Source organism: Parabacteroides goldsteinii (assembly GCF_020091425.1).
Lineage (GTDB): Bacteria > Bacteroidota > Bacteroidia > Bacteroidales > Tannerellaceae > Parabacteroides > Parabacteroides goldsteinii.
On sequence record NZ_CP081906.1, the window covers coordinates 805,460 to 826,528 of the forward strand.

A 21,069-nucleotide genomic window follows, 5' to 3' on the forward strand; every position below is an offset into this window, starting at 1 on the left:
TCAATTATTCAGTGAAATAAACTTCTTTAGCGTAGCCAGTGCACTGCCGCTTTCCAGCGATTCGCGGGCTTCGGCGATACAGGTTTCTATCTTCTTTTCCGGGCAGATGACCTGGATGGCAAAGGCAGAGTTGGCAATTACGCAGTTCTTTTGTGCCGGGGTTGCCGTATTGGTCATTACGTTATTGAAGATGCGGGCGGCATCTTCGACAGTCTGGCCGCCGTCGAGGTCATCCTCTGTGCAACGGGCAAAACCAAGCATTTCCGGGGTATATAGTTTCTCTTTCTCCGGCATTGCTACCTTGAAATCGGAGGTCAGCGATATTTCATCGTACCCGTCCAGGCTGTGGACAACGGCAAAACGCGTCCCGCTTTCCTGGTATGTGTAACTGTATAACCGCAGCAAAGGTAAATTATATACACCCAATAACTGGTAAGTCGGCATAACGGGATTCACCAGCGGACCGAGCATATTGAAGAAACTTCGTACTCCCAGGCTTTTACGTACCGGGGCTACCGCTTTTAGGGCCGGATTGAATAAAGGGGCATGCAGGTATGCGATATGGCAGGTGTCCATGCTTTGGCGTAGTTTGTCGATATCGTTGGTAAATTTGACGCCATGTTGTTCCATCACATTACTGGCACCGCTGACGGAGGTTGCGCCGTAGTTACCATGTTTCACCACATTGTAACCGGCTCCGGCAACGACAAAACAGGAAGCGGTACTGATATTGAATGTGTTTTTGCCGTCTCCCCCTGTACCGACGATGTCGATTGGCTTGTAATCCGATAGGTCGACCGGTACGCGCATTTCGAGCAGGGCTTCGCGGAAACCGGATAGCTCTTCTACGGAAATGTTACGCATCAGATAGACGGTGATGAGGCAGGCTATCTGGGAGTCATTGTATTGGCCGGCAGCCATATTCTGAAGTATCTGGCGGGCTTCATCCCGGCCGAGGTACTGGTGTTCGAATAATCTGTATAATATATCTTTCATAACTCTTCTTTCTTATGTTTATTAGTTCTCGTTATCCTTTCAGCCAGTTTTCAATAATAATCTTGCCTTTCGGGGTCAGGACCGATTCCGGATGGAACTGGATACCCCTCACGTCGTACGTACGGTGACGCAATGCCATGATTTGTTTTTCTTCCATATCTTCGGCTGTTATTTCCAGGCAATCGGGAAAGTTTTCGCGGGAGACTGCCCAGGAGTGGTAACGTCCGGCACGGAATCCGGCTTCGAGTCCGGCAAATAACGGTTCTTTAGCTGTTACCCGGATATCGGAACAAACGCCGTGATGAACGTCCGTCAGGTTAATCAAGGTTGCTCCGAAGGTTTCTCCAATCGCTTGTTCTCCGAGGCATACTCCCAGAATACTTTTTGTCGGGGCATATTGGCGGATTAAAGGAAGCAGGATGCCCGCTTCTTCCGGAATGCCGGGACCCGGCGAAAGAAGGATTTTATCGAAGCGGTCTACTTCTTCCAAAGATATTTTGTCATTGCGGTGAACTTCCACCTCTGCACCCAGTTCCTTCAGGATGTGTAATAAGTTATAGGTGAAGGAATCATAATTGTCGAATAATAATATCTTGCTCATAATTTTCAATTTTTAATTCTTCAACTTCTCTGCCAGGTCGATTGCCTTTTTCAAGGCTCCCAGCTTGTTGTTTACTTCCTGTAGTTCGCGTTCGTCGTTGCTTTTCGCTACGATACCGGCACCGGCCTGGTAATACAGTACGTTGCCGCGGCTGACGAAGGTGCGGATAGTGATAGCCTGGTTCAGGTCACCGTCCAGGCCGATAAATCCGATGCAGCCGCCATAGGCTCCGCGGTTATGTTTTTCGAGGTCGGTGATAAGCTGCATGGCACGTACTTTCGGGGCGCCGCTGAGGGTTCCTGCCGGGAAGGTGTCGATATATGTTTTTACCGGGTTGCTGTCGCTGTTCACTTCGCCGCTTACACGGGAAACCAGGTGGATGACGTGACTGTAATATTGTACCTCTTTGTAGAAATCGACCTGTACGTTGTGTGCGTTGCGGCTCAGGTCGTTGCGGGCAAGGTCTACCAGCATGACATGTTCGGCATTCTCTTTCGGGTCGGCGAGGAGGGCTTCTGTACGCTGTTTGTCGAGAGCCACGTTGCCTGTGCGGAAAGCGGTTCCGGCAATCGGGTCGATGCTTGCATGGCCTTCTGTCACTTTGCAGTGCGTTTCGGGAGAAGAACCGAAGATGCGGAAGCCGCCGAAGTCAAAATAGAAAAGGTAGGGGGAAGGATTGACACTTCTCAGGGCACGGTAGACTTTAAAGTCGTCGCCTTTGAACGGTTGTTCGAAACGGCGGCTTAAAACGATTTGGAAAACATCACCGCGCAGGCAGTGTTTGATACCTTCGCGAACCATAGCCTTGTATTCTTCGCCGGTGATAGGAGAGGTCTCTGGTCCGGTAGTCTGGAAGTTATAGGAAGCATAGTTGCGGTTTTCAATCAGTGTTTCGATCTCTTGCAAGTTGCTTTTTTCACCGTCCTGCAATAATTCGACCAATGTCAGTTCATTTTTGAAATGGTTGAAGACGAGGATATACTTATATAATATGTATAGCATGTCGGGAGCATCGTTCTCTTCGTGATGGGCTTCCATGACCGGAATGTTTTCGAAGTAACGGACAGCATCGAAGGCCGTGTATCCGAACAGGCCGCAGACTTTCTTGTCAACCCCTTCGATGCTGTAACGGTCCAGAAACGCGTTCATGGCATCTGCTACGTTATAGCTTTCGCTGAGGGGAGTCACTTCGCGGTTGCCGTCGGGAAAGGTTGCCGTACATTCGCCGTTGTTGATGCCGATACTTGCCAGCGGGCAGAGGGCGATGAAGGAAAGGCTGTTTTCGTTTCCGTGGAAGTCCGAACTTTCCAGCAGGGCTGATTCCGGATAGATATCCCGTACTTTCAGGTAGATGCTGACGGGTGTGTGCAGGTCGCCCAAGACCTGTTTGCTTATCGTTTTGAAATGATAGTTTTTCATCGGTTACTTTCTGTTTTTGTATTCAATATAGGTATCCATATCTTTATCTCCGCGTCCCGAAACGGTCAGCACGACTACGTCTTCCGGCTTGAAATTCACTTTGCTGAGTGCTCCCAGCGCATGGGCGCTTTCCAGTGCCGGGATGATTCCTTCCAGGCGGGTCAGTTCGAAAGCGGCTTCCAGTGCTTCGTTGTCATCGACAGCCAGGATAGAGGCGCGGTGGCTGACGGACAGATTGGCGTGAATCGGGCCGATTCCCGGATAGTCCAGTCCGGCAGAGATAGAGTAGGGCTCTTCGATTTGTCCGTCTTCGCTCTGCATGACCAAGGTACGGGCTCCGTGTATGATTCCTTTCTTTCCCAGCTGGATGGTGGCGGCGCTCATACCTGAACAGATTCCTTTTCCTCCGGCTTCTGCCAGTACGAGTTTCACCCGTTGGTCGTCGATAAAGTGATAGATTGTACCGGCTGCATTGCTTCCGCCTCCCACGCAGGCAATCAGGTAATCCGGATGGTCGCGCCCTTCTTTTTCCTGTAACTGTTTCTTTATCTCTTCACTGATAACGGATTGCAGGCGTGCTACCATGTCGGGATAAGGGTGAGGACCGACTGTGGAACCGATGATGTAATACGTATCGGAAGGGTGACAACACCAGTCACGGATTGCTTCGTTTGTCGCATCTTTCAGGGTCATGTTGCCGGAAGTAACAGGGACGACGGTTGCACCGAGCATCTCCATCTTCTGCACGTTGGCATGCTGGCGTTCCACGTCCGTCTTGCCCATGTAAACGATACATTCCATGTTCATCAGGGCGCAAACGGTAGCTGTGGCAACACCGTGTTGTCCGGCACCTGTTTCGGCGATGATGCGGGTTTTGCCCATGCGGCGTGCCAACAGAATCTGTCCGATTGTGTTGTTGATTTTGTGGGCTCCCGTATGGTTGAGGTCTTCCCGTTTGAGATAAATCTTGCAACCATACTTTTCGCTTAATCGTTTTGCCAGGTAAAGGGGGGAGGGACGGCCTACATAGTCGCGCAGCAACTGGTTGAATTCCTGCTTGAAACTTTCGCTTTCCAGTACTTCCAGATAGATGTTCTGTAGGTTTTCCACACACTGGTGAAGGATTTCGGGGATATAAGCGCCGCCGAACTCACCATAATAACCGTTTTTGTCAACTTGATACGTTTTCATCTTTTGCTATGTTGTTTTAATTGTATTCGTAAATGGATTAAAAAGAAAAAAGGCCCGTCGCAAGTGCGACAGACCTTTCTATGATATCTTGACTAGTATATACACAGGACTGCGTTCCTTACGACCGTTGTAGGAGTAAAGAGCGCCACCACCAAAATGTATTTACTATAAATGTTCTCATGACTGTTTTTGTTATTACGGCAGCAAATATAGATATTCTCTGACAAACTGCAAATGATTTGCGGATTTTTTTTGAAAAATATTCGTTGTATCACTAATCATAAAAACCTTATCTTTGCCGCATGAAACAGACAGATGAATTCCGGAGATTTGTAAAAGAACATGCAGGCGATGATTTGACTCGTCTTCTGCTGAGTGCATCCCGTTATCCTTCAATCGATGTTCCTTTTGCAGTAGACCAGATTGCATCCCGGCGGCAGATTAAGGAAAAGCTGCCTCTATGGTATGCAAACGACGATTTGTTATTTCCTTCAAAGATATCGGCAGAGCAATGTTCATCTGAACAGACGGCTTCCTACAAACAGCGTTTGGTGAAGGAAGATGAAACCCTGTGCGACCTGACTGGTGGTCTGGGAATTGACAGTTATTACTTCTCCCGGAAAGTCCGCCAAGTAACTTATATAGAACGTTTCCCTGCTTATTGCGAGGCTGCCCGTAATAATTTTTCAGCATTGGGTGTCGACAATATAACGGTTATGGAAGGGGATAGCACAATGTTAATATCCCAACTGCCCCGAACCGATGTTTTTTATATTGACCCGGCCCGTCGCGGCGAAGGGAATAAACGGGTTTTTGCTTTGCAGGATTGTGAACCCGACCTGCCGGCCTTGTTGCCGGAACTCTTCCGCCATGCGCCGAAAGTGATTGCAAAGTTATCTCCTATGGCTGATATACGGTTGACATTGGAGCTTTTACCCGGAACTGTGGAAGTCCATGTGTTGTCGGTAAAGAACGAATGTAAGGAACTGCTTTTTGTTGTGGAAAGAGATGCGTCCGTAACTTCTCCGGTTATTCATTGCATTAATTATACAGGCAATGGGGAGGAAGAATCTTTTATTTTTACTTTGCAGGATGAGAGTCGGGAAGAGTTACATCTGTCCGGTCAGGTAAAAAACTATCTCTATGAACCCAATTCCTCGTTGCTGAAAGCCGGTGCCTTTAAAAGTACCGCTACCCGTTTCGGATTGGAAAAGTTGCATACGAGCAGCCATCTTTATACCTCAGATATAGGAGTAGCTGTTTTTCCGGGCAGGAGTTTTGTCGTAGAGGAGGTATTCCCTTTTACCGGGAAACTCTGCAAAGGAATATCCGGACAAATACCCCGTGCAAATATCACTGTCCGTAATTTCCCTCTATCCGTAGAAGAATTGCGTAAACGCACAAAGATCATGGATGGTGGAGATGTATATCTTTTTGCTACTACCCAGGCCGACAATAGTAAAATTTTGGTAAAATGTAGAAAGTTTTAGTATCATCAGTATTTCAAATCCTTTGTTCTCCGGATTTTATCCCTATATTTGCGGCGATAAATCAAATACATGAAATGATACAAAAAGATTCTTACACTTCTGCGCAGTTGACCGCGATGGTTGTACTGCGATTATTCATTGGCTGGCATTTTGCCTACGAAGGACTGGTGAAGATCCTGAATCCCAAATGGACATCGCTTCCTTACCTCCTCGATTCCAAAGGTTTTATGTCTGACTTTTTCGCCGGATTGGCTAGTGATCCGGCCATGATGAACATGGTTAATGCGCTGAACGAATGGGCGCTGTTGTTAATCGGTCTCGGACTGATTACCGGTGCTTTCAGCAAACTCTCTTCTATTGGGGCGATGATATTGCTTGCATTTTATTACCTTTCCCATCCTTCGTTTATCGGGGCACAATATATGATGCCGTTCGAAGGGTCTTATCTGTGGATAGACAAGAATCTGGTAGAGATGGCGGCGCTGGCTGTATTGCTGGTTTTTCCCACCTCTCATATTATCGGGCTGGACCGCTATCTGAAAAAAGCGATTCCCTTATTGTCTAAACTCAAATTAATGTAATATCATGGCAACAGAAAACAATAATAATACTCCGAAAGAAAATCAGGGGCCTCAGTCTGAAGGACGTCGTAATGCCCTGAAGGCGTTGGCTACCATTCCGGTATTGGGGGCACTGGGTTATGGTGTCTACAAGAAACAGACGTACGACAAAAAGTCGAAAAGTCTGGGTAGTGCCTTTAAGTTTGATAAAGAACATTATATGATTCCTGCCCAGCCGGACGGGAAAAAGATTCGTATCGGAATGATCGGTTTCGGTATCCGTGGCAAGCAGCTGATGCGTGCAGCCGGTTTTGCCGAACCTTCCTGGATCGACGGCCTGATTGAAGGGGCGAAGAACGATAGCAAGGACAAACGTTATGAGCAGTTCCTGGAGCAGGATGATTTGAATATCGAAGTAACCGGCGTGTGCGATATCTTCGATGTGTATGGTGAAGCGGCTGTTTTGGCGGCATCCAATATTCATCGCGAAGGTTCGAACGGAAAGTTCGGTAAACGCCCGAAACGTTACAGAACATATAAAGAATTGCTGGCGGCCGATGACATCGACGCAGTTATTATCGCTACTCCCGACCATTGGCACAGTACGATGGCGATGGAAGCAGCTAAAGCCGGAAAGCATGTCTATGTGGAAAAACCGTTGTCGTGGACAGTTCCTGAGACTTATCAGGTGCGCCAGGTGGTAAAAGAAACCGGCATCGTTTTCCAGCTGGGGCATCAGGGACGTCAGACCGACAGTTATATCCGTGCCAAGGAGATCATCGACAAAGGCCTGATCGGCAAAGTATCGCTGATCGAAGTATGTACCAACCGTAACGACCCGAACGGGGCGTGGGTATATCCGCTGATAGACGGAGCTTCTCCCGACACAATCGACTGGAAACAGTTCGAAGGACCGGAAGAACGCATCAAGGAATATACCGACTATATGACATCGAACAACCTGCAACGGTATATCGGTCCTGATCCCCGTGATAAATTCAGCCTGGAACGTTTCTTCCGCTGGCGTTGCTGGTGGGATTACAGTACCGGTTTGAGCGGTGACCTGCTGACACACGAGTACGATGCGATCAACCAGATATTCGGAGTGGGTATTCCTCATTCGGCTACTTCGTCGGGTGGTGTCTATTACTTCAAGGACGGACGTACGGTACCTGACGTCTTGCAGACAACTTTCGAGTTCCCCGACCGGGATATGACGATGTTGTATAGTGCTACATTGGCCAGCAACCGTCCACGTGGAAAGGTCATTATGGGACATGATGCCCAGATGGAATTGTCCAATACGATTACGCTGAAGGCGGATCCGGCGTCCGAAATTTACAAGGAGAAGATGGACAAGGGGATCATCAAACCGAACGAACCGTTCTACACCTATGTACCGGGACAGAATTCGGTGGATGCTATAACGTCACCTACTGAATTATATTTTGCCCAGCGCGGTTTGCTTTACACCTATGTAAGCGGTAAACGTTACGACACGACCCACTTGCATATTCGTGAATGGCTGGAATGTATCCGTCAGAATAAACAGCCGAGCTGTAATATTGATGCCGCATTCCAGGAAGCGATGACTGCCCATATGGGAACACATGCTTATCTGGAAGGACGTACGATGTACTGGGATAAAGAGAAAGAAGAAATCGTAAAAGGATAATCGATACGGATTATATTATGGGGAGGGGGAATGAAAGTTCCCCCTTTTTTATGTAAATAACATAATGATTAACTGCGCCGATATCACCCTGATAAACATGGATAAAGGATAAACCGTGGCATAGGCAACCGATGGTTCGTCGCCTTCGACCGTTGTATTGGCATAGGTCAGGGCCATAGGGTTTGCCATACTGCCGCAGAGCATCCCGACGTTGTGCGCATAGTCGAGTTTGAAGAACTGGGAAGCGATGAAACCGACAATCAGGACAGGGACAATCGTCAGCAGAAAACCTAGTCCGACCCATAAAGCCCCTTCCGCCCGGAATACGGTCTCGAAGAAATGGGCTCCCGAATCAATCCCAAGCCCGGCCAGATAGATGACGATACCTAATTGGCGCAGCATCAGGTTGGCACTCATGGTCGTATAAGTAGTCAGATGGAAACGCGGGCCGAAAGCACCCATCAGGATACCGACAATAATGGGGCCGCCGGCAATACCCAATTTGATCGGTGTAGTCATCCCCGGCAACATAATCGGCAGGGAACCCAGCAGAACCCCCAGTGAGATACCGATAAATACCGCCAGCAGGTTCGGATTATCCAGGCGTTTGATTTCGTCTCCCAGAATTCGGCCTACATTATTGACTGCATTTTTCTCGCCTACGATTGTCAATCGGTCGCCGATTTGCAGGCGTAGAGCTGAGTCGGCAACCAGGTCGATACCGGCACGATTCACACGGGTGATGTTGATGCCGTACAGGTTACGTAGTCGGAGCGAACCGAGCTTTACACCGTTTACCCGGTTGCGGGTAACGACGATACGGCGGGATATCAGTTGCGAGTCGATTGCATTCCAGTCGATATCTTCTTTGTTCCAGTCAACGTTTTCCTGTTCTCCGAAAAGCACTTTGATGGTTTCGACATCTGATTTATGGGAAATAATCAGCAGATGGTCGTCTTCATGCAGTACGGTGTCGGAGGTGGGGATACTTACTTTTCCGTTACGCCACACGCGGGAAATCACAAAATGTTTCTCCGTCAGCTTCATAATATCTTTGATGCTTTTATCGTAGATAGCAGGGTTGCTGATATGGAATTCGGTGATATTGGGTTTCGTGTTATGTTTTTCTTTGTCATCCGCCAGTTTTTTGTCCCCGAACACTTTTTTCAGTAAGATAATAGCCAGGATAACCCCTACGACTCCCAAAGGATAGGCCACGGCACAAGCCAGTGCCATATCGGTTACTTCCTTATAATCGGCCGGTTCTACCTGTAATAAAGCCTGTTGCGCAGCACCCAGAGCCGGTGTGTTGGTAACAGCTCCGCAAAGCAGGCCGACCATATTCGGCAACGAAACACCGGTTGTCCAATGGAAAACAAGAGTCATGAGCAATCCCAGTAGGATGACGCCCAATCCCATCATGTTCATGGCTACCCCGCCTTTTTTTAAAGAGGAGAAGAAACCCGGACCGACCTGTAACCCTAAAGAGTAGACAAACAGAATCAGACCGAAGCTCTGTGCGAAGTTCAGCATGTCTTTATTAACAACAATCCCGAAATGTCCGGCCAGAATCCCGGCAAAGAACACGAAGGTGATACCCAGTGATATACCGAATATCTTCTGTCTTCCCAAGAATAATCCTACGGCCGAAACCAGTGAGATAACTATAACAGCCTGCAACATCGTCGGCTCTAAAAAAGCTTCCTGCAACCAATTCATAAGAGAGTTTTTTGTTGAGATTGCAAAGATAGGGGTTTAATTTTGATAATATCATAAGAAATAAAGGGCAATTGGAAAATTGAGAATTGAAAATTAGCCTTCGCGCTCGAATATAGAAAAAAATGAGCCAATGTGGCAATATGCCAATGTGCCAATTAGAAAGAATTGAACTATCCCGTTCCCGTGCTTGACACGGGATCGCAAAGGCACAGACCGTATCCTATAATATCTTTTGATACCGCCAGTTCTCTTGCGGCCCCGTGTCAAGCACGGGGACAAGATAGCTCACATTTGACAATTATTGAAATATTTAAAACAAATAATAACAACAATATCCCTTTGAACTAATACCTTAAAACAGCCGGACCTCTAATCTCTTTTCCGGGCTGATAATCATATTCTCGACCTGGTAAGACACCGATTGGTTGCTGTTTGCTTTAGGTTGTATGACAAGTATCGTTTCTCCGGCGGGTATCTTGATTGTTTCCGGATAACCGTTTGCATTCTTATCTGTTTTCCGGAGGAGGAAGGGGACATCCGTATGGTTCACGATACTCCGGTATGAACGTTCGGGGGTGGAGTGGTGGACCGGTTTCATTTCGACGGAAGCCTCGAAGAACTTTTGCAGTAAATCTTCTTTTCCCATCAGGGTGTCATAGAACCATATCAGGGTACGGCGGTCGAAAAGAGCTTCACGGATTCCTTCTTCCGTGCGGTCTTTCGACAGGACAAGCGTCATCGGACGGTGGCTGGTGGTGCGGAAATCATATAAGCGTTCGATGACGTCGTGTACATCGGTGTTGCAAAGTAAGGTCAGGTTCTTTTTGTTTACCCAGTTCAGAGCGACCGGATACCATTCAAATTCGTTGAATACTTCGATGCCGTTCAGCCAGCCTTTCTGGTAGAGCGTTTCGTGTACGTCGTGCCATAGGATAGAGTCGACACCCCATCCCGGATGATTCCATTGGATGAAGGCACCCTGGTTGTGGGCTTCTTCGATTGCTTTCATGTAATCTTTCTGGTCGAGCGCATTTACATCTTTGACAAACAGGGCGTTCAGATGTCCGGGAGGCATCGAGCGAGTGATTTCGCCCCCTTTTATCAGGATGATTTCCCGGCGGTCCGCTTCCTCTTTTGCCAGGTCGAAGGAATAATTATGATTTCCTTTTTCTACACCGGGACGCGCCGGCTGCCCTTCGATATGGTCGGTGATGGCGATGGCGTCGAGACCTTCTTCCCAGGCTTCCTGTATCCGCAATGTCGGCCATACGATGCCGTCGGAGAAGATTGTATGGATATGGAAATCACATTTCAACAGGTTATATCCGTCTATTTCGGGTAACCGGATTTCCTTGCGTGCCTTCACTCGCTCTTTTCCTACTTTTATTTGTTTGGGTAGCGCATCCTGTGCATGGCTACATACGCTTACCGCCATGAATGATAAGGCGATTAATACATTTGTCGTTTTCATATATTCTTGTTTTTAGTATTATTATCTTATGTCTATGTATCACTTGTTTTATTCCCACCCGAACAACTGCGGAGCCAATGCCGGATTCAGGTCGACCTCGTGTTTCGGGACGGGACGGTAATAGAATTTGGGTTCCTGGAAGGTGCCCATGTCTTTAATCGTCAGGATATTTCCTTTTGTCCCTTCGGCCAGGTAAACAGTCGCATTCGTGTCATCGATTGTGCCGGTTTTGTAATATACCAGCTTTTTACCCAGCGAATTGGTTTCCTTATCCGCTTCAGCGGGGATATCCTGTGAGGAAGGAATCAGGTAAATATCTTCTACACCGTCGCCTGTCAGGTCGAATTTGCCTAAGGAAGGGAAGTAGAGGCCTTCGGGTTCTTTTTCCAGTAATTTGCCGGATTTCCAGCGCATCAGGTCATCGTAGCGGAAACCTTCGAGGGCCAGTTCGACACGACGTTCGCGGCGTATCTCCTGTAAGGTGGAGGAGATGCCAGGGAAGGCTTTCTGCATGACCGGGTCGGCTGCCGGATTTAGTTTCAGGGGAGGGATGCCGGCACGCGAACGGAGGCTGTTGATTGTTTTATCCAAATCGTCCTGGGTTAATTCACCCAGTTCGGCACGGGCTTCGGCATAGGTTAGCAGTACTTCGGCGTAACGCAGTACAGGGTAATCGATGCCCAGGTAATAATCCTCGTCCTTATTATTGATGAAACCTTTGATTTGGTGGTAGCCGGAGAAGTTCTTGTTCAGATTCTGCACATAGATGCCGGCTCCCGGGGCATAGGTCATCGTGTTGATTAGTTCCCATCCCGGCCAGGCGAGTGTCTGCCACATACGCGGGTCGCGGTTCTGAAATTCTTCTACGAACTGTTTGGTTTCATAACCCGGCTGGGCGGAGTAGTAGGTACCATCTTTCATCAGGTAAGATTGTACCAGATCTTTGGTCGGGCAAGGGATATAATTACCGAACATGAAAGCCCAGAAGCCATTCCCTTTTATCTTTCTGTCGAAATAAGTGGCCAGAATGATTTCCGGATTGCTGCTCAGGTCGGGGCTTTCAAACAAGGTGTGGTAATCGTTATCCGTATCGCCGGTCGTATAGATACTGAAGCCTCCTTCGTTCATGATTTGGAGAGCGGCATCAGCGGCTATTTTCAGATAGGTGTTGGCTGAACCCTGCAAATTCAGTTCGTCGTGATATTTGCGATAGGTACCTTCGTACAGCGCATGGCGTGCCATATAGGTGAGGACTACCCATTTATCCACGGCGCCTGTCTCCTGGCCGGTCTTCACGTGCTCGGCGGCAAACCGGTAGTCTTCAAATATCTTCTGGATGACAACGTCGCGGGAGTCACGAGGTTTGTACAAGTCTTCGTCTGAGGTAGTCAGCGTTTTGTCGTACCAGGGCACGTCGGAGAAACGTTTTACCTTGTCCATATAGAAACGGGCCCGGAAGAAGCGGGCTACTCCCTGGTAATGGGCAAGCACGTCTTCGGCTACGGTAGCCTTTTCGCAGTTATCGAGGAAAAGATTGATTGTGCGTAATTTCTCCCAGTCCCATCCGGAACTCACCGTTGTCGAATTGGCGTTGGTCGAAATCATGATGTTCTTTACTTCCACAACGTCTGTCGTTGCCTGGTTGTCGGTTCCGGCATCGGCTGTGTAATTGTTGAAGTTTGGGAAGTCGTACAGGTTGTAACAATACATTTTCAAGTCCTGCTCCGTATTGAAGTAACTGTCTACGCCAATCTCCGTCTGCGGATGGCGTTCCATAAAATTGTCGTTGCAGGAGGCAGATGCGAGGCACGTAAGAAGCGTTGCCAGGTAATATAACTCTTTTTTCATTGTTGCTTTTTTTGATGATTAGAATGTGACATTGACGCCGAATGAGTATTGGCGGTTGAACGGATAGACATAACCGTAGTTGGATTCGTCGGTAACGGCTTCGGGGTCGAAATATTTCTTCAGAGCACTCCATTCGAAGATGTTATCGCCGCTGACGAATACGCGTACCCGGCTCAGATGCGCCTTCCGGGTCCATTCGGATGGCAGAGTATATCCCAGCGTGATATTCTTGATACGCAGGTAAGCGCCGTTCAGCAAATAGTTGGTCTGCGGGATAGCCAATCCCATTGACTGGTCGATATCGGTACCCAGGTTCTTGTCGGCGAGCCATGACTGGAGCACCGGATAACGGGCATTCAGATTCTGGTTTGCCAGCCCGGCATTGATATAGGACTGTGAGTGTTTGGCCATATCCACATCGCTGTCGGTTGTCGGGCGGTAGAAGTCGAACAGGTGTTCGGGACCGCCGGCATACGGCTGCTGGTAGAATCCCCAATAGAGGTAACTCATCGGATAATAATCGCGTTTGGCAATCCCCTGGAAGAAGGCCGACAGGTCGAATCCGTTCCATTCGGCATTCAGGTTGAACCCGAAGCGGAAGCGGGGAGAAGAGTTTCCAATGACACTCAGGTCGCCCGGGTCGCCTACGGTGACGCTTCCCTTGGTGATTTTCTTGTCACCGTTCAGGTCCTTATATTTCGGCCATCCGTTGACGATTTCCAGAGCACCCCAGGGGATGATGGACGACTGGTCGAGGTTCTTGATTTCATCTTCACTCTGGAAGAAACCGTTGCTTTGCAATCCCCATATTTCACCCAGTTCCTGTCCTTGGTAATATTGGGTAAGGCTCCCGTTCGGGTTGTCGAACCGGGTAATCCACGAACGGTTATCCGAGAGCATGAATTTGACACCCCAGTTGAACGGTTTGCCGTCCAGCTGGAACTGGTCGCGGTAGCCGACTGTCAGCTCCCAACCGGTTGTTTTCATGTCGGCGGCATTCTCTTTCGGTTCGCTGGCGCCGAGTACGCCCGGAAGTTCTTTACCCAGCGTAAGCATTCCTTTGGTGTCGCGGCGGTACACATCGACAGTGGCTGTCAGTTTATTATCCAGGAAAGCCAGGTCGAGACCTCCGTTCAGGGTACGCACTTCCTCCCAGGTGTAATCCGGAGAGACCAGCGAAGGAGGGGTTACCACCTGCTGTAATTTGCCATTGATGATGTAATTACCCAGTTGTGAACTCATGGCCGGGATATAACCGTATTCCCCGACAAGCTGGTTACCCAGCGAACCGTATGAAGCGCGCACCTTCAACTGGCTGACGGTCGAAAGGAAAGATTCGAAGAACGGTTCGGCATCCACGCGCCAGGCAGCGGAAGCAGAAGGAAAGAACCCGAAACGTTTTTCCTTTGGGAAACGGGATGTTCCGTCGTAACGCCCGTTCACTTCGAAGATATAACGGTTGTCATACGTATAGTTGGCACGGAAGAAAAGCCCGCGGATGGCCCAGTCGGCATATTGCTCGCTGACGAATTGGTCGCCCGACGACAGTCCGATGGACGGGAGTGAGGTCGAGATGATTCCTTCGCGTTCGGCTTTGTACCAGTTCCAGCGGTTGTATTCCTGGTTGAAACCGAGGATACCGGTCACATAATGTTTGTCGAAAGCCTTGTTGAAGGTCGCAAACAGTTCCAGTACGCTGTAATAATCGTTGGTCGTGCTTTTGTAGGCTTTGCTGTCTCCCAGCTCGCGGATATCGTTCGGCCCGTATCCGATTACATATTTGTTTTTGAACCAGTCGTAATCTTCGTTTCCTTTCATGAAAGTGAAGTTGGCGTTTACCGTCAGCATCTTTTCCCAGAAAGACATCTCGGCGGAGAACGTACTTTGCAGGCGGTTGTATTGGGTCGTTTCTTCGCCGCCGTCTACCAGCTGGGCCATGGCGATACCGGCGGCATTGTTTGCCCAGGTTCCGTCCGGGTTCTTGTCCCAGTCGGTGGGAGCCAGGTCGTAGAAGATGCTCATGTTCGAGTCGCCGTTCCCTTTCTGGCGGATGCCGTTGCTGTCGATATACGGTTCGCTGCGGCTGGAAAGATAACTCGGTTTGATGCGGTTGGTGGCGACAAACGAAGTGTTGTTCGAGAGCGTCAGCCAGTCCCATATTTTATAACTGACCTTGGCCCGCATACTGTAGCGGCGGTAGTTGTCATTCTTTACGATACCGGCCAGGATACCGTTCTCATCGTCCACACCGCCGGAAAGGTAGAACTTCGTTTTCTCGGTGGCGCCGGAGACCGATAGCTGATGTGTATTGCTGAATGTATTCTTATCCAGGAAATAATGTGTCCAGTCGCGGTTTCCCATATATTCCCACTGCGTTTCGTCGAGCGGGTTGAGGCGTACCGGGTCGGTCCCGTCAGGATTGTCGGAACGCTGGCGTGCCCATTCCAGGCGTTCGTCGCTGGCGACGTGACCGGAACTCCAGGGAGTGTTGAGTACGGCGATGTTTTTCAGTTTCAGGTAGATATAAGGGTCGGAAGTTTTGTTAGGGAGGATAGAGGGGCGTTTCCAGGCAAAGTTGTTATTGTAGCTTACCTGGATGCGGTCGCTGCTACCCTGTTTCGTGGTTATCAGGATGACACCGAAGGCGGCACGCGCCCCGTAGATGGCTGCGGAGGAGGCGTCTTTCAGCACCGAAAGGGTTTCGATGTCTTCCGGGAGCAACCGGTTCAGTTCTTCGGCATCCGAGGCGACGCCGTCTATCAGGATCAGCGGGCTACCACCGTTGATGGAGGCTTCTCCACGGATATTGATTTTAGCAGCCTGTCCCGGTTCGCCGCTGGTGAAGTCGATGTTCAGGTTGGGGACCATTCCCTGCAAACCTTTTGAAATGTTCGTGATTGGGCGGGCTTCCAGTTGCTTGGCATTAATCTGGTCTACGGAACCGGAGAGGTTCACCTTGCGTTGCACGCCGTAGCCGACAACGACCACTTCTTCCAGTTTCTCGGAGTCGTCTTCCAGCACGACATTGAAAGTCGTTTTGCCGTTGACTACGATGTCCTGTGGTTTGTAACCGATGTAACTAACCGATAATACGGCATCGGAGGGGACTGCCAGGCTGAAATTTCCGTCGACGTCGGTAATCGTTCCGTTACCGCTGGCTTTTTCGAGAACGGTCGCTCCGATCAGTGGTTCGCCGGTCGCATCGGTAACGGTACCGTTCACCTGTATCTTCGTTCGAACCTGCTGGGAGATAGTTACCGGAATGTCATTCTTTGCAGTTACGGTAAAAGGGGTAAATAAGCTGCAAGCCAATAATCCGGCCGGGAGTAGGAGCACACGTCCTACACGCGAGTCAGAAGTAAAATTTGTCATAAATTTGTTCCTTTTTGTTGCTGCAAAAGTAGGGCGCCCGGATTACGAACCGGTTACTGCTGTTTTTCATTACCAAGACAATTCCATAACTTCTCGGTTACAGAACTAAATGCTTGGGAGATAGCTGGATTTGTCTGCCGGGATGCAACCGTTTACCCGGCAGACAGAACGGATTACCTCCCGAGCCACTGGCGTTTTCATCCGATCTTCTTTGTGTTTCACAGCTGTGATACAAAAGAAATCCATCTGTGAAACAAACGGAATCCAACTGTGATATGAAAGGAATCCAGTTGTGATATGCAATACCAGCAGTTATTTTTGTGTTTATATAAAGTCACCGCCAGGCTGTATATGTCTGAATTATCCTTTATCTTTGAATCTTCATTTTAACGGAAACAAGATATACAAACTATGTCTTTAAAGATTATACATACTGCCGACTGGCATCTCGGCCAGACTTTCTTCGGTTACGACCGGGAGGAAGAACACGATGCCTTTCTGAACTGGCTGGTGGATACTCTGGCGGAACAGCAGACGGATGTCCTGTTGATTGCCGGTGATGTGTTCGATGTAGCCAACCCGTCCGCTTCGGCGCAACGCCGTTTCTTTCATTTCCTGAAAGAGGCGAACCGGCGCAATCCGCATTTGCAGGTTATTGTCGTTGCCGGCAATCATGATTCGGCTGCACGGCTGGAATCTCCGATTCCTTTGCTGGAAGAGTTGAATACCTCCATTGTCGGGATTATCCGGCGGACGGAAAGCGGAGAGATTGACTTCGATTCCCTGATGATACCTTTATATAATAAGGAGAAAAAGCGGGAAGGCTGGTGTCTTGCCGTTCCTTATCTGCGTCAGGGAGATTATCCGGCTCCGGAAGAGGGGCATGATACATATATAGCCGGTATAAACCGCATGTACCGCCAGCTCTATGATTTCGCCGATGCCCGGCGGCAGCCCGGTGAGGCATTGGTCGCCATGGGGCATTTGCATGCTACCGGGGCCGAACTGTCGGATGACGACCGTAGCGAGCGCATCATTATGGGCGGTCTGGAATCCGTCTCTTCGGATACATTCGATGAAGGGCTGGCTTATACGGCGCTCGGGCATATCCATAAAGCGCAGCGGATAGGGGGCAGGGAGAACCTGCGCTATTCCGGTAGTCCGCTGCCGATGTCTTTTTCGGAAACGAACTACCGCCACCAGGTCGTTGCCGTTACGGTGGAAAACGGATGCCTGTCGGATGTCGAACCGCTGCCTGTCCCTTTGTTTGCCGCCTTGCATCGGATTCCGGAGCAGCCTGCATCGCCGGAGGAGGTGGTTGAACAGCTTGCCGGACTGCCTGTGGCTAATCAGGAGGAGGGCGACGAACCGGCTCGTTGGCCGTATGTGGAGGTGCGTGTGTTGCTGACGGAGCCCGACCCGGGATTCCGCCACCGCGTAGAAGAGGCGCTGGCTGATAAAGCGGTCCGCCTGACTTCTATTGTCCCCTCTTATTCGAAACGGGAGGAGGCGGATACGGTCCGTCCGTTGTCTTACAACGACCTGCAACGTATCGCCCCGCTGGATATGTTGAAACATGCCTTTACCAGTAAGTATGGCGGCGAGTTGCCGGAAGATATCGAATCATTGTTCAACGATGTAATGCGGGAGGTTTCTTTATGAAGATATTAGCGATACGGGGCCGTAATCTGGCCTCACTGGAAGGAGATTTTGACGTTGATTTTACGGCCGAACCCTTGTTGTCTGCCGGAATCTTTGCCATTTCGGGACCGACGGGAGCCGGGAAGTCTACGATATTGGATGCCATGTGCCTGGCTTTGTTTGCCCGTACGCCGCGTACGGACCAGGCAAAAGAGAATAATGTGAGACTGCGGGATGTGAATGAGGAGGTGCTTCCCCAGAGCGATCCCCGTTTCCTGTTACGAAGAGGGACGGCTTCGGGATATGCGGAAGTCGACTTTCTGGCGTTGAACGGTCACCGCTATCGTTCGCGCTGGTCGGTAGGACGTGCCCGCGACAAGGAGAACGGACGTTTGCAGAGTCCCCGCGTTACCTTATATAATATAGATAAGGAAGAAGAGGAGCAGGGGACCCGTTCGGAATTGCAGGCCCGTACGGTAGAACTGATTGGCCTGACCTTCGAACAGTTTACCCGTTCCGTCCTGCTGGCGCAAAACGATTTCTCCACTTTCCTGAAAGCGGAGCAGGGAGAAAAAGCGTCGCTGCTTGAAAAACTGACAGGCACGGAACTTTATTCTTCGATCTCCCGCCTGATTTTTGAAAAGAATGCCATCGCCAAAGAGGCTTACGATAAGGTACAGGCCCGTATCCAGGGAATCGAATTATTGACGGAAGAAGCGGAACAGGAACTGCAAACCCGGCTGAAAGAGTCGGAAGCCGCTTTGTCCGCCCTGGAAAAGGCGAAAGCAGAACAACAGGCTTTGCAGGAGGCCGTTAAATCTACCGGACAGCAGATAGAATCCCGGCAGGTTCAGCAGAAAGAGGCTGCCGCCAAACTGCTCCGGGCTACGGAACTATTGAATACCGCCCGTAAAGAGTACGAACAGGGTATTCAGGATGAACAACGCTCCGAAGCAGACTTCAAAGCCTTGCAGCAGGAGTTGCAGCAAGCCCGTAAACTGGATGTGCGCCTCGATGAGGTAACCCGTTCGGTGAAAGAAACGGAAACCCGCCTGCGGGAAGTACTCCGCCGGCAGAAGGAGGGAGAGGATAAGCTGAAAGCCGCCCGGACCCGGCAACAACAAAGCCTGGCCGAGATTACGCGGTTAAGCGACTGGCGCAAACGGTATCGTAGCAAGGAGAGTATTGCCGAACAGTTGGCTGCTTTGCTGTTGCATCTTGATGCTGCTTCCGCAAGCCGCCACACAATGGAAAAGGCCGTGAAAACAATCACTTCCGTTAAACGGGAGGCGGAACGTCAGACTGCACAACTTGTTACTGTTCAGCGCACAATAGAAAGCAAACAACTGGCTTTGCGAAAGACAGAAGATGCTAAAGTTAAATTGGAACAAACCCAAAAAGAAACCGATATAACCGAACTAGATAAGCAGATGGATGCTGTTCGTGTGGAACGTGAGAATCTGTTGGTGGAACAGGCCCGGCAGGCTGTTAGCGGGGATGTTTTGGAGTTGCGGGAGAAATTGCAGGAAGGGAAACCTTGTCCGGTTTGCGGGAGTACGCATCATCCGGTAATGGAGGGTAACACACCCCCTGCCCCCTCTCAAGAGGGGAAAGGTTACCATCAGTTGCAACAAGGGGTATCTGGCTCCCCTCTTGAGAGGGGGCAGGGGGTGTGTGAAAATCCCATCACACAGGCCATCGCTGCAATGACTTTACAAATCCAGCAATTGAATGCCCGTAAAGCAGCTTATACCGCTAATGAAAAGCAACTGAGCCTGCTTCAACAGCAACTCCTGCAATTGCATAAGGAGCTTACCGAAGCCGACCATACCCGTACTGATTTGCAGGGACGCCAGAAACTGGCTGAGACGCAGATAACCCGTGAAGAAGCGATTCGTGTGGAAAGCCGCGAGATGTTGGAGAAGTCCCTCTCTGCCGCCAACCGCCTTTTCGGGAATGACGAATGGCAAAAAGCCTGGCAACAGGACCCGGACTCTTTCCGGGATACCTTAACCACCTTTGCCCGCCAGTGGCATGAAAATACGGAAAAGCTGCAACAACTGCAACGGGAGCAGAGTGCCCAAAAAGCCGAATGCGAATCGTACGCCTCTTTCCTCCCTTCGCTGACTAAAGAAGTAGAAGAGGCTACCCTGCGTCACGACAAGAACCGTTCCGAACTTACCGCGCTCCGGGCCGAACGTTCTAAACTGCTTTCCGGTAAGCCGGCCGACCAGGTTGAACAGGATTACAACCGTCGTAAAGAGGAACTGAAAGAGCGCCTGAAACGCCTGCAAGCCGTTCAGACGGAGCAGTCGGGTGTTGCCGATCAGTTGCGGGGTATCTCTGACCAGATTGCCCGCGACCTGGAAAAAGCGTCGGAAGATTTATTGGTCCGCCAAAAGGCTTTGTCCGACTGGTCAGAATCCTGGAATCAGACTCATGAAGGGGAAACACTGGAACTTCTTCTTCCCCGTATCACCCAGGAAAAGAATGAATATGCTTTCCGGCTCCGTACCCAATCTGAAAACAAACGGAAGATAGCCAGTCAGCAGGAAGAACTCGAAGCCTGCCGTAAGCAGAGTGAACGTTGGGCGAAACTGAATGACCTGGCAGGTTCGGCCGATGGTGCCAAGTTCCGTCGTATCGCCCAGGGATATACATTGGATGTATTGCTAAGTTATGCAAATGTGCAGTTGCGTGACCTGAGCCGCCGTTACCGGTTGGAACGGGTGCCTGAAACGCTGGCTTTACAGGTTATCGACCGTGATATGTGCGATGAGGTCCGTACGGTGCACAGTTTGTCGGGAGGCGAATCTTTCCTGGTTTCGCTGGCATTGGCGCTCGGATTGTCTTCCTTGTCTTCCAACCGGATGAAGGTAGAAAGCCTTTTCATCGACGAAGGGTTCGGTTCATTGGATGCCGATACCCTCCGGATTGCCATGGATGCCCTGGAAAGCCTCCGTACACAAGGCCGCAAGATCGGAGTAATCTCACATGTACAGGAGATGACGGAACGTATCCCGGTACAGATTCGTGTGAACCGTGCCGGGAATGGAAGAAGCTATTTGGAGGTGATATGATTGACT

Annotated in this window: 13 protein-coding genes; 5 read left to right on the forward strand and 8 right to left on the reverse strand. The window is 49.9% G+C overall.

Annotated features, from left to right (window positions below):
• From trpD to trpB, 4 genes are read right to left on the reverse strand one after another with little or no spacing between them, the layout of a single operon-like run.
• The gene (gene trpD, locus K6V26_RS04340; protein WP_048315596.1) at positions 1–996 is read right to left on the reverse strand and encodes an anthranilate phosphoribosyltransferase; all 996 of its coding nucleotides are present in this window, start codon (positions 994–996) and stop codon (positions 1–3) included.
• 31 nt (positions 997–1,027) lie between these two features.
• Positions 1,028–1,597, reverse strand: a complete 570-nt coding sequence (locus K6V26_RS04345; RefSeq protein ID WP_224264675.1) for an anthranilate synthase component II — start codon at positions 1,595–1,597, stop codon at positions 1,028–1,030.
• Positions 1,598–1,609: 12 nt separating this feature from the next.
• Positions 1,610–3,016 carry an anthranilate synthase component I family protein gene (locus K6V26_RS04350; RefSeq protein WP_224264676.1) on the reverse strand — a complete coding sequence of 469 codons (1,407 nt, stop codon included), beginning with the start codon at positions 3,014–3,016 and terminating at the stop codon, positions 1,610–1,612.
• A 3-nt stretch (positions 3,017–3,019) separates the two neighbouring features.
• Positions 3,020–4,207: a tryptophan synthase subunit beta gene (trpB, locus tag K6V26_RS04355; protein ID WP_224264677.1), complete on the reverse strand. Its 1,188-nt coding sequence runs from the start codon at positions 4,205–4,207 to the stop codon at positions 3,020–3,022.
• Between the two features lie 302 nt (positions 4,208–4,509).
• On the opposite strand from trpB, the gene K6V26_RS04360 reads away from it, so the two are divergent.
• From K6V26_RS04360 to K6V26_RS04370, 3 genes are all read left to right on the forward strand, one after another.
• Positions 4,510–5,697, forward strand: a complete 1,188-nt coding sequence (locus K6V26_RS04360; RefSeq protein WP_195439382.1) for a THUMP-like domain-containing protein — start codon at positions 4,510–4,512, stop codon at positions 5,695–5,697.
• Positions 5,698–5,771: 74 nt separating this feature from the next.
• Positions 5,772–6,278 (forward strand): DoxX family membrane protein, encoded by a 507-nt coding sequence (locus K6V26_RS04365; RefSeq protein WP_007652543.1) that lies wholly within the window; start codon positions 5,772–5,774, stop codon positions 6,276–6,278.
• Between the two features lie 4 nt (positions 6,279–6,282).
• Positions 6,283–7,932, forward strand: coding sequence for a Gfo/Idh/MocA family oxidoreductase (locus tag K6V26_RS04370; protein ID WP_224264678.1), 1,650 nt, complete (start codon positions 6,283–6,285; stop codon positions 7,930–7,932).
• A gap of 48 nt (positions 7,933–7,980) precedes the next feature.
• On the opposite strand, the gene K6V26_RS04375 is transcribed toward K6V26_RS04370, so the two are convergent.
• From K6V26_RS04375 to K6V26_RS04390, 4 genes are all read right to left on the reverse strand, one after another.
• The gene (locus tag K6V26_RS04375; RefSeq protein ID WP_224264679.1) at positions 7,981–9,651 is read right to left on the reverse strand and encodes a putative transporter; all 1,671 of its coding nucleotides are present in this window, start codon (positions 9,649–9,651) and stop codon (positions 7,981–7,983) included.
• Positions 9,652–10,003: 352 nt separating this feature from the next.
• A complete protein-coding gene (locus K6V26_RS04380; RefSeq protein ID WP_048315601.1) occupies positions 10,004–11,122 on the reverse strand; it encodes an Sb-PDE family phosphodiesterase in 1,119 nt (372 codons plus the stop codon).
• Between the two features lie 48 nt (positions 11,123–11,170).
• Positions 11,171–12,970 (reverse strand): RagB/SusD family nutrient uptake outer membrane protein, encoded by a 1,800-nt coding sequence (locus tag K6V26_RS04385; RefSeq protein WP_048315602.1) that lies wholly within the window; start codon positions 12,968–12,970, stop codon positions 11,171–11,173.
• A gap of 18 nt (positions 12,971–12,988) precedes the next feature.
• Positions 12,989–16,342 carry a SusC/RagA family TonB-linked outer membrane protein gene (locus K6V26_RS04390; RefSeq protein ID WP_224264680.1) on the reverse strand — a complete coding sequence of 1,118 codons (3,354 nt, stop codon included), beginning with the start codon at positions 16,340–16,342 and terminating at the stop codon, positions 12,989–12,991.
• A gap of 411 nt (positions 16,343–16,753) precedes the next feature.
• Here K6V26_RS04390 and K6V26_RS04395 point away from each other — a divergent pair, with 411 nt between their 5' ends.
• Together K6V26_RS04395 and K6V26_RS04400 are read left to right on the forward strand one after the other, a co-directional pair.
• The gene (locus K6V26_RS04395) at positions 16,754–18,004 is read left to right on the forward strand and encodes an exonuclease SbcCD subunit D (RefSeq protein WP_195439373.1); all 1,251 of its coding nucleotides are present in this window, start codon (positions 16,754–16,756) and stop codon (positions 18,002–18,004) included.
• Positions 18,001–21,063 (forward strand): SbcC/MukB-like Walker B domain-containing protein, encoded by a 3,063-nt coding sequence (locus K6V26_RS04400; RefSeq protein ID WP_224264681.1) that lies wholly within the window; start codon positions 18,001–18,003, stop codon positions 21,061–21,063. The genes K6V26_RS04395 and K6V26_RS04400 overlap by 4 nt, the downstream gene beginning before the upstream one ends.
• The last annotated feature ends 6 nt before the right edge of the window (positions 21,064–21,069 follow it).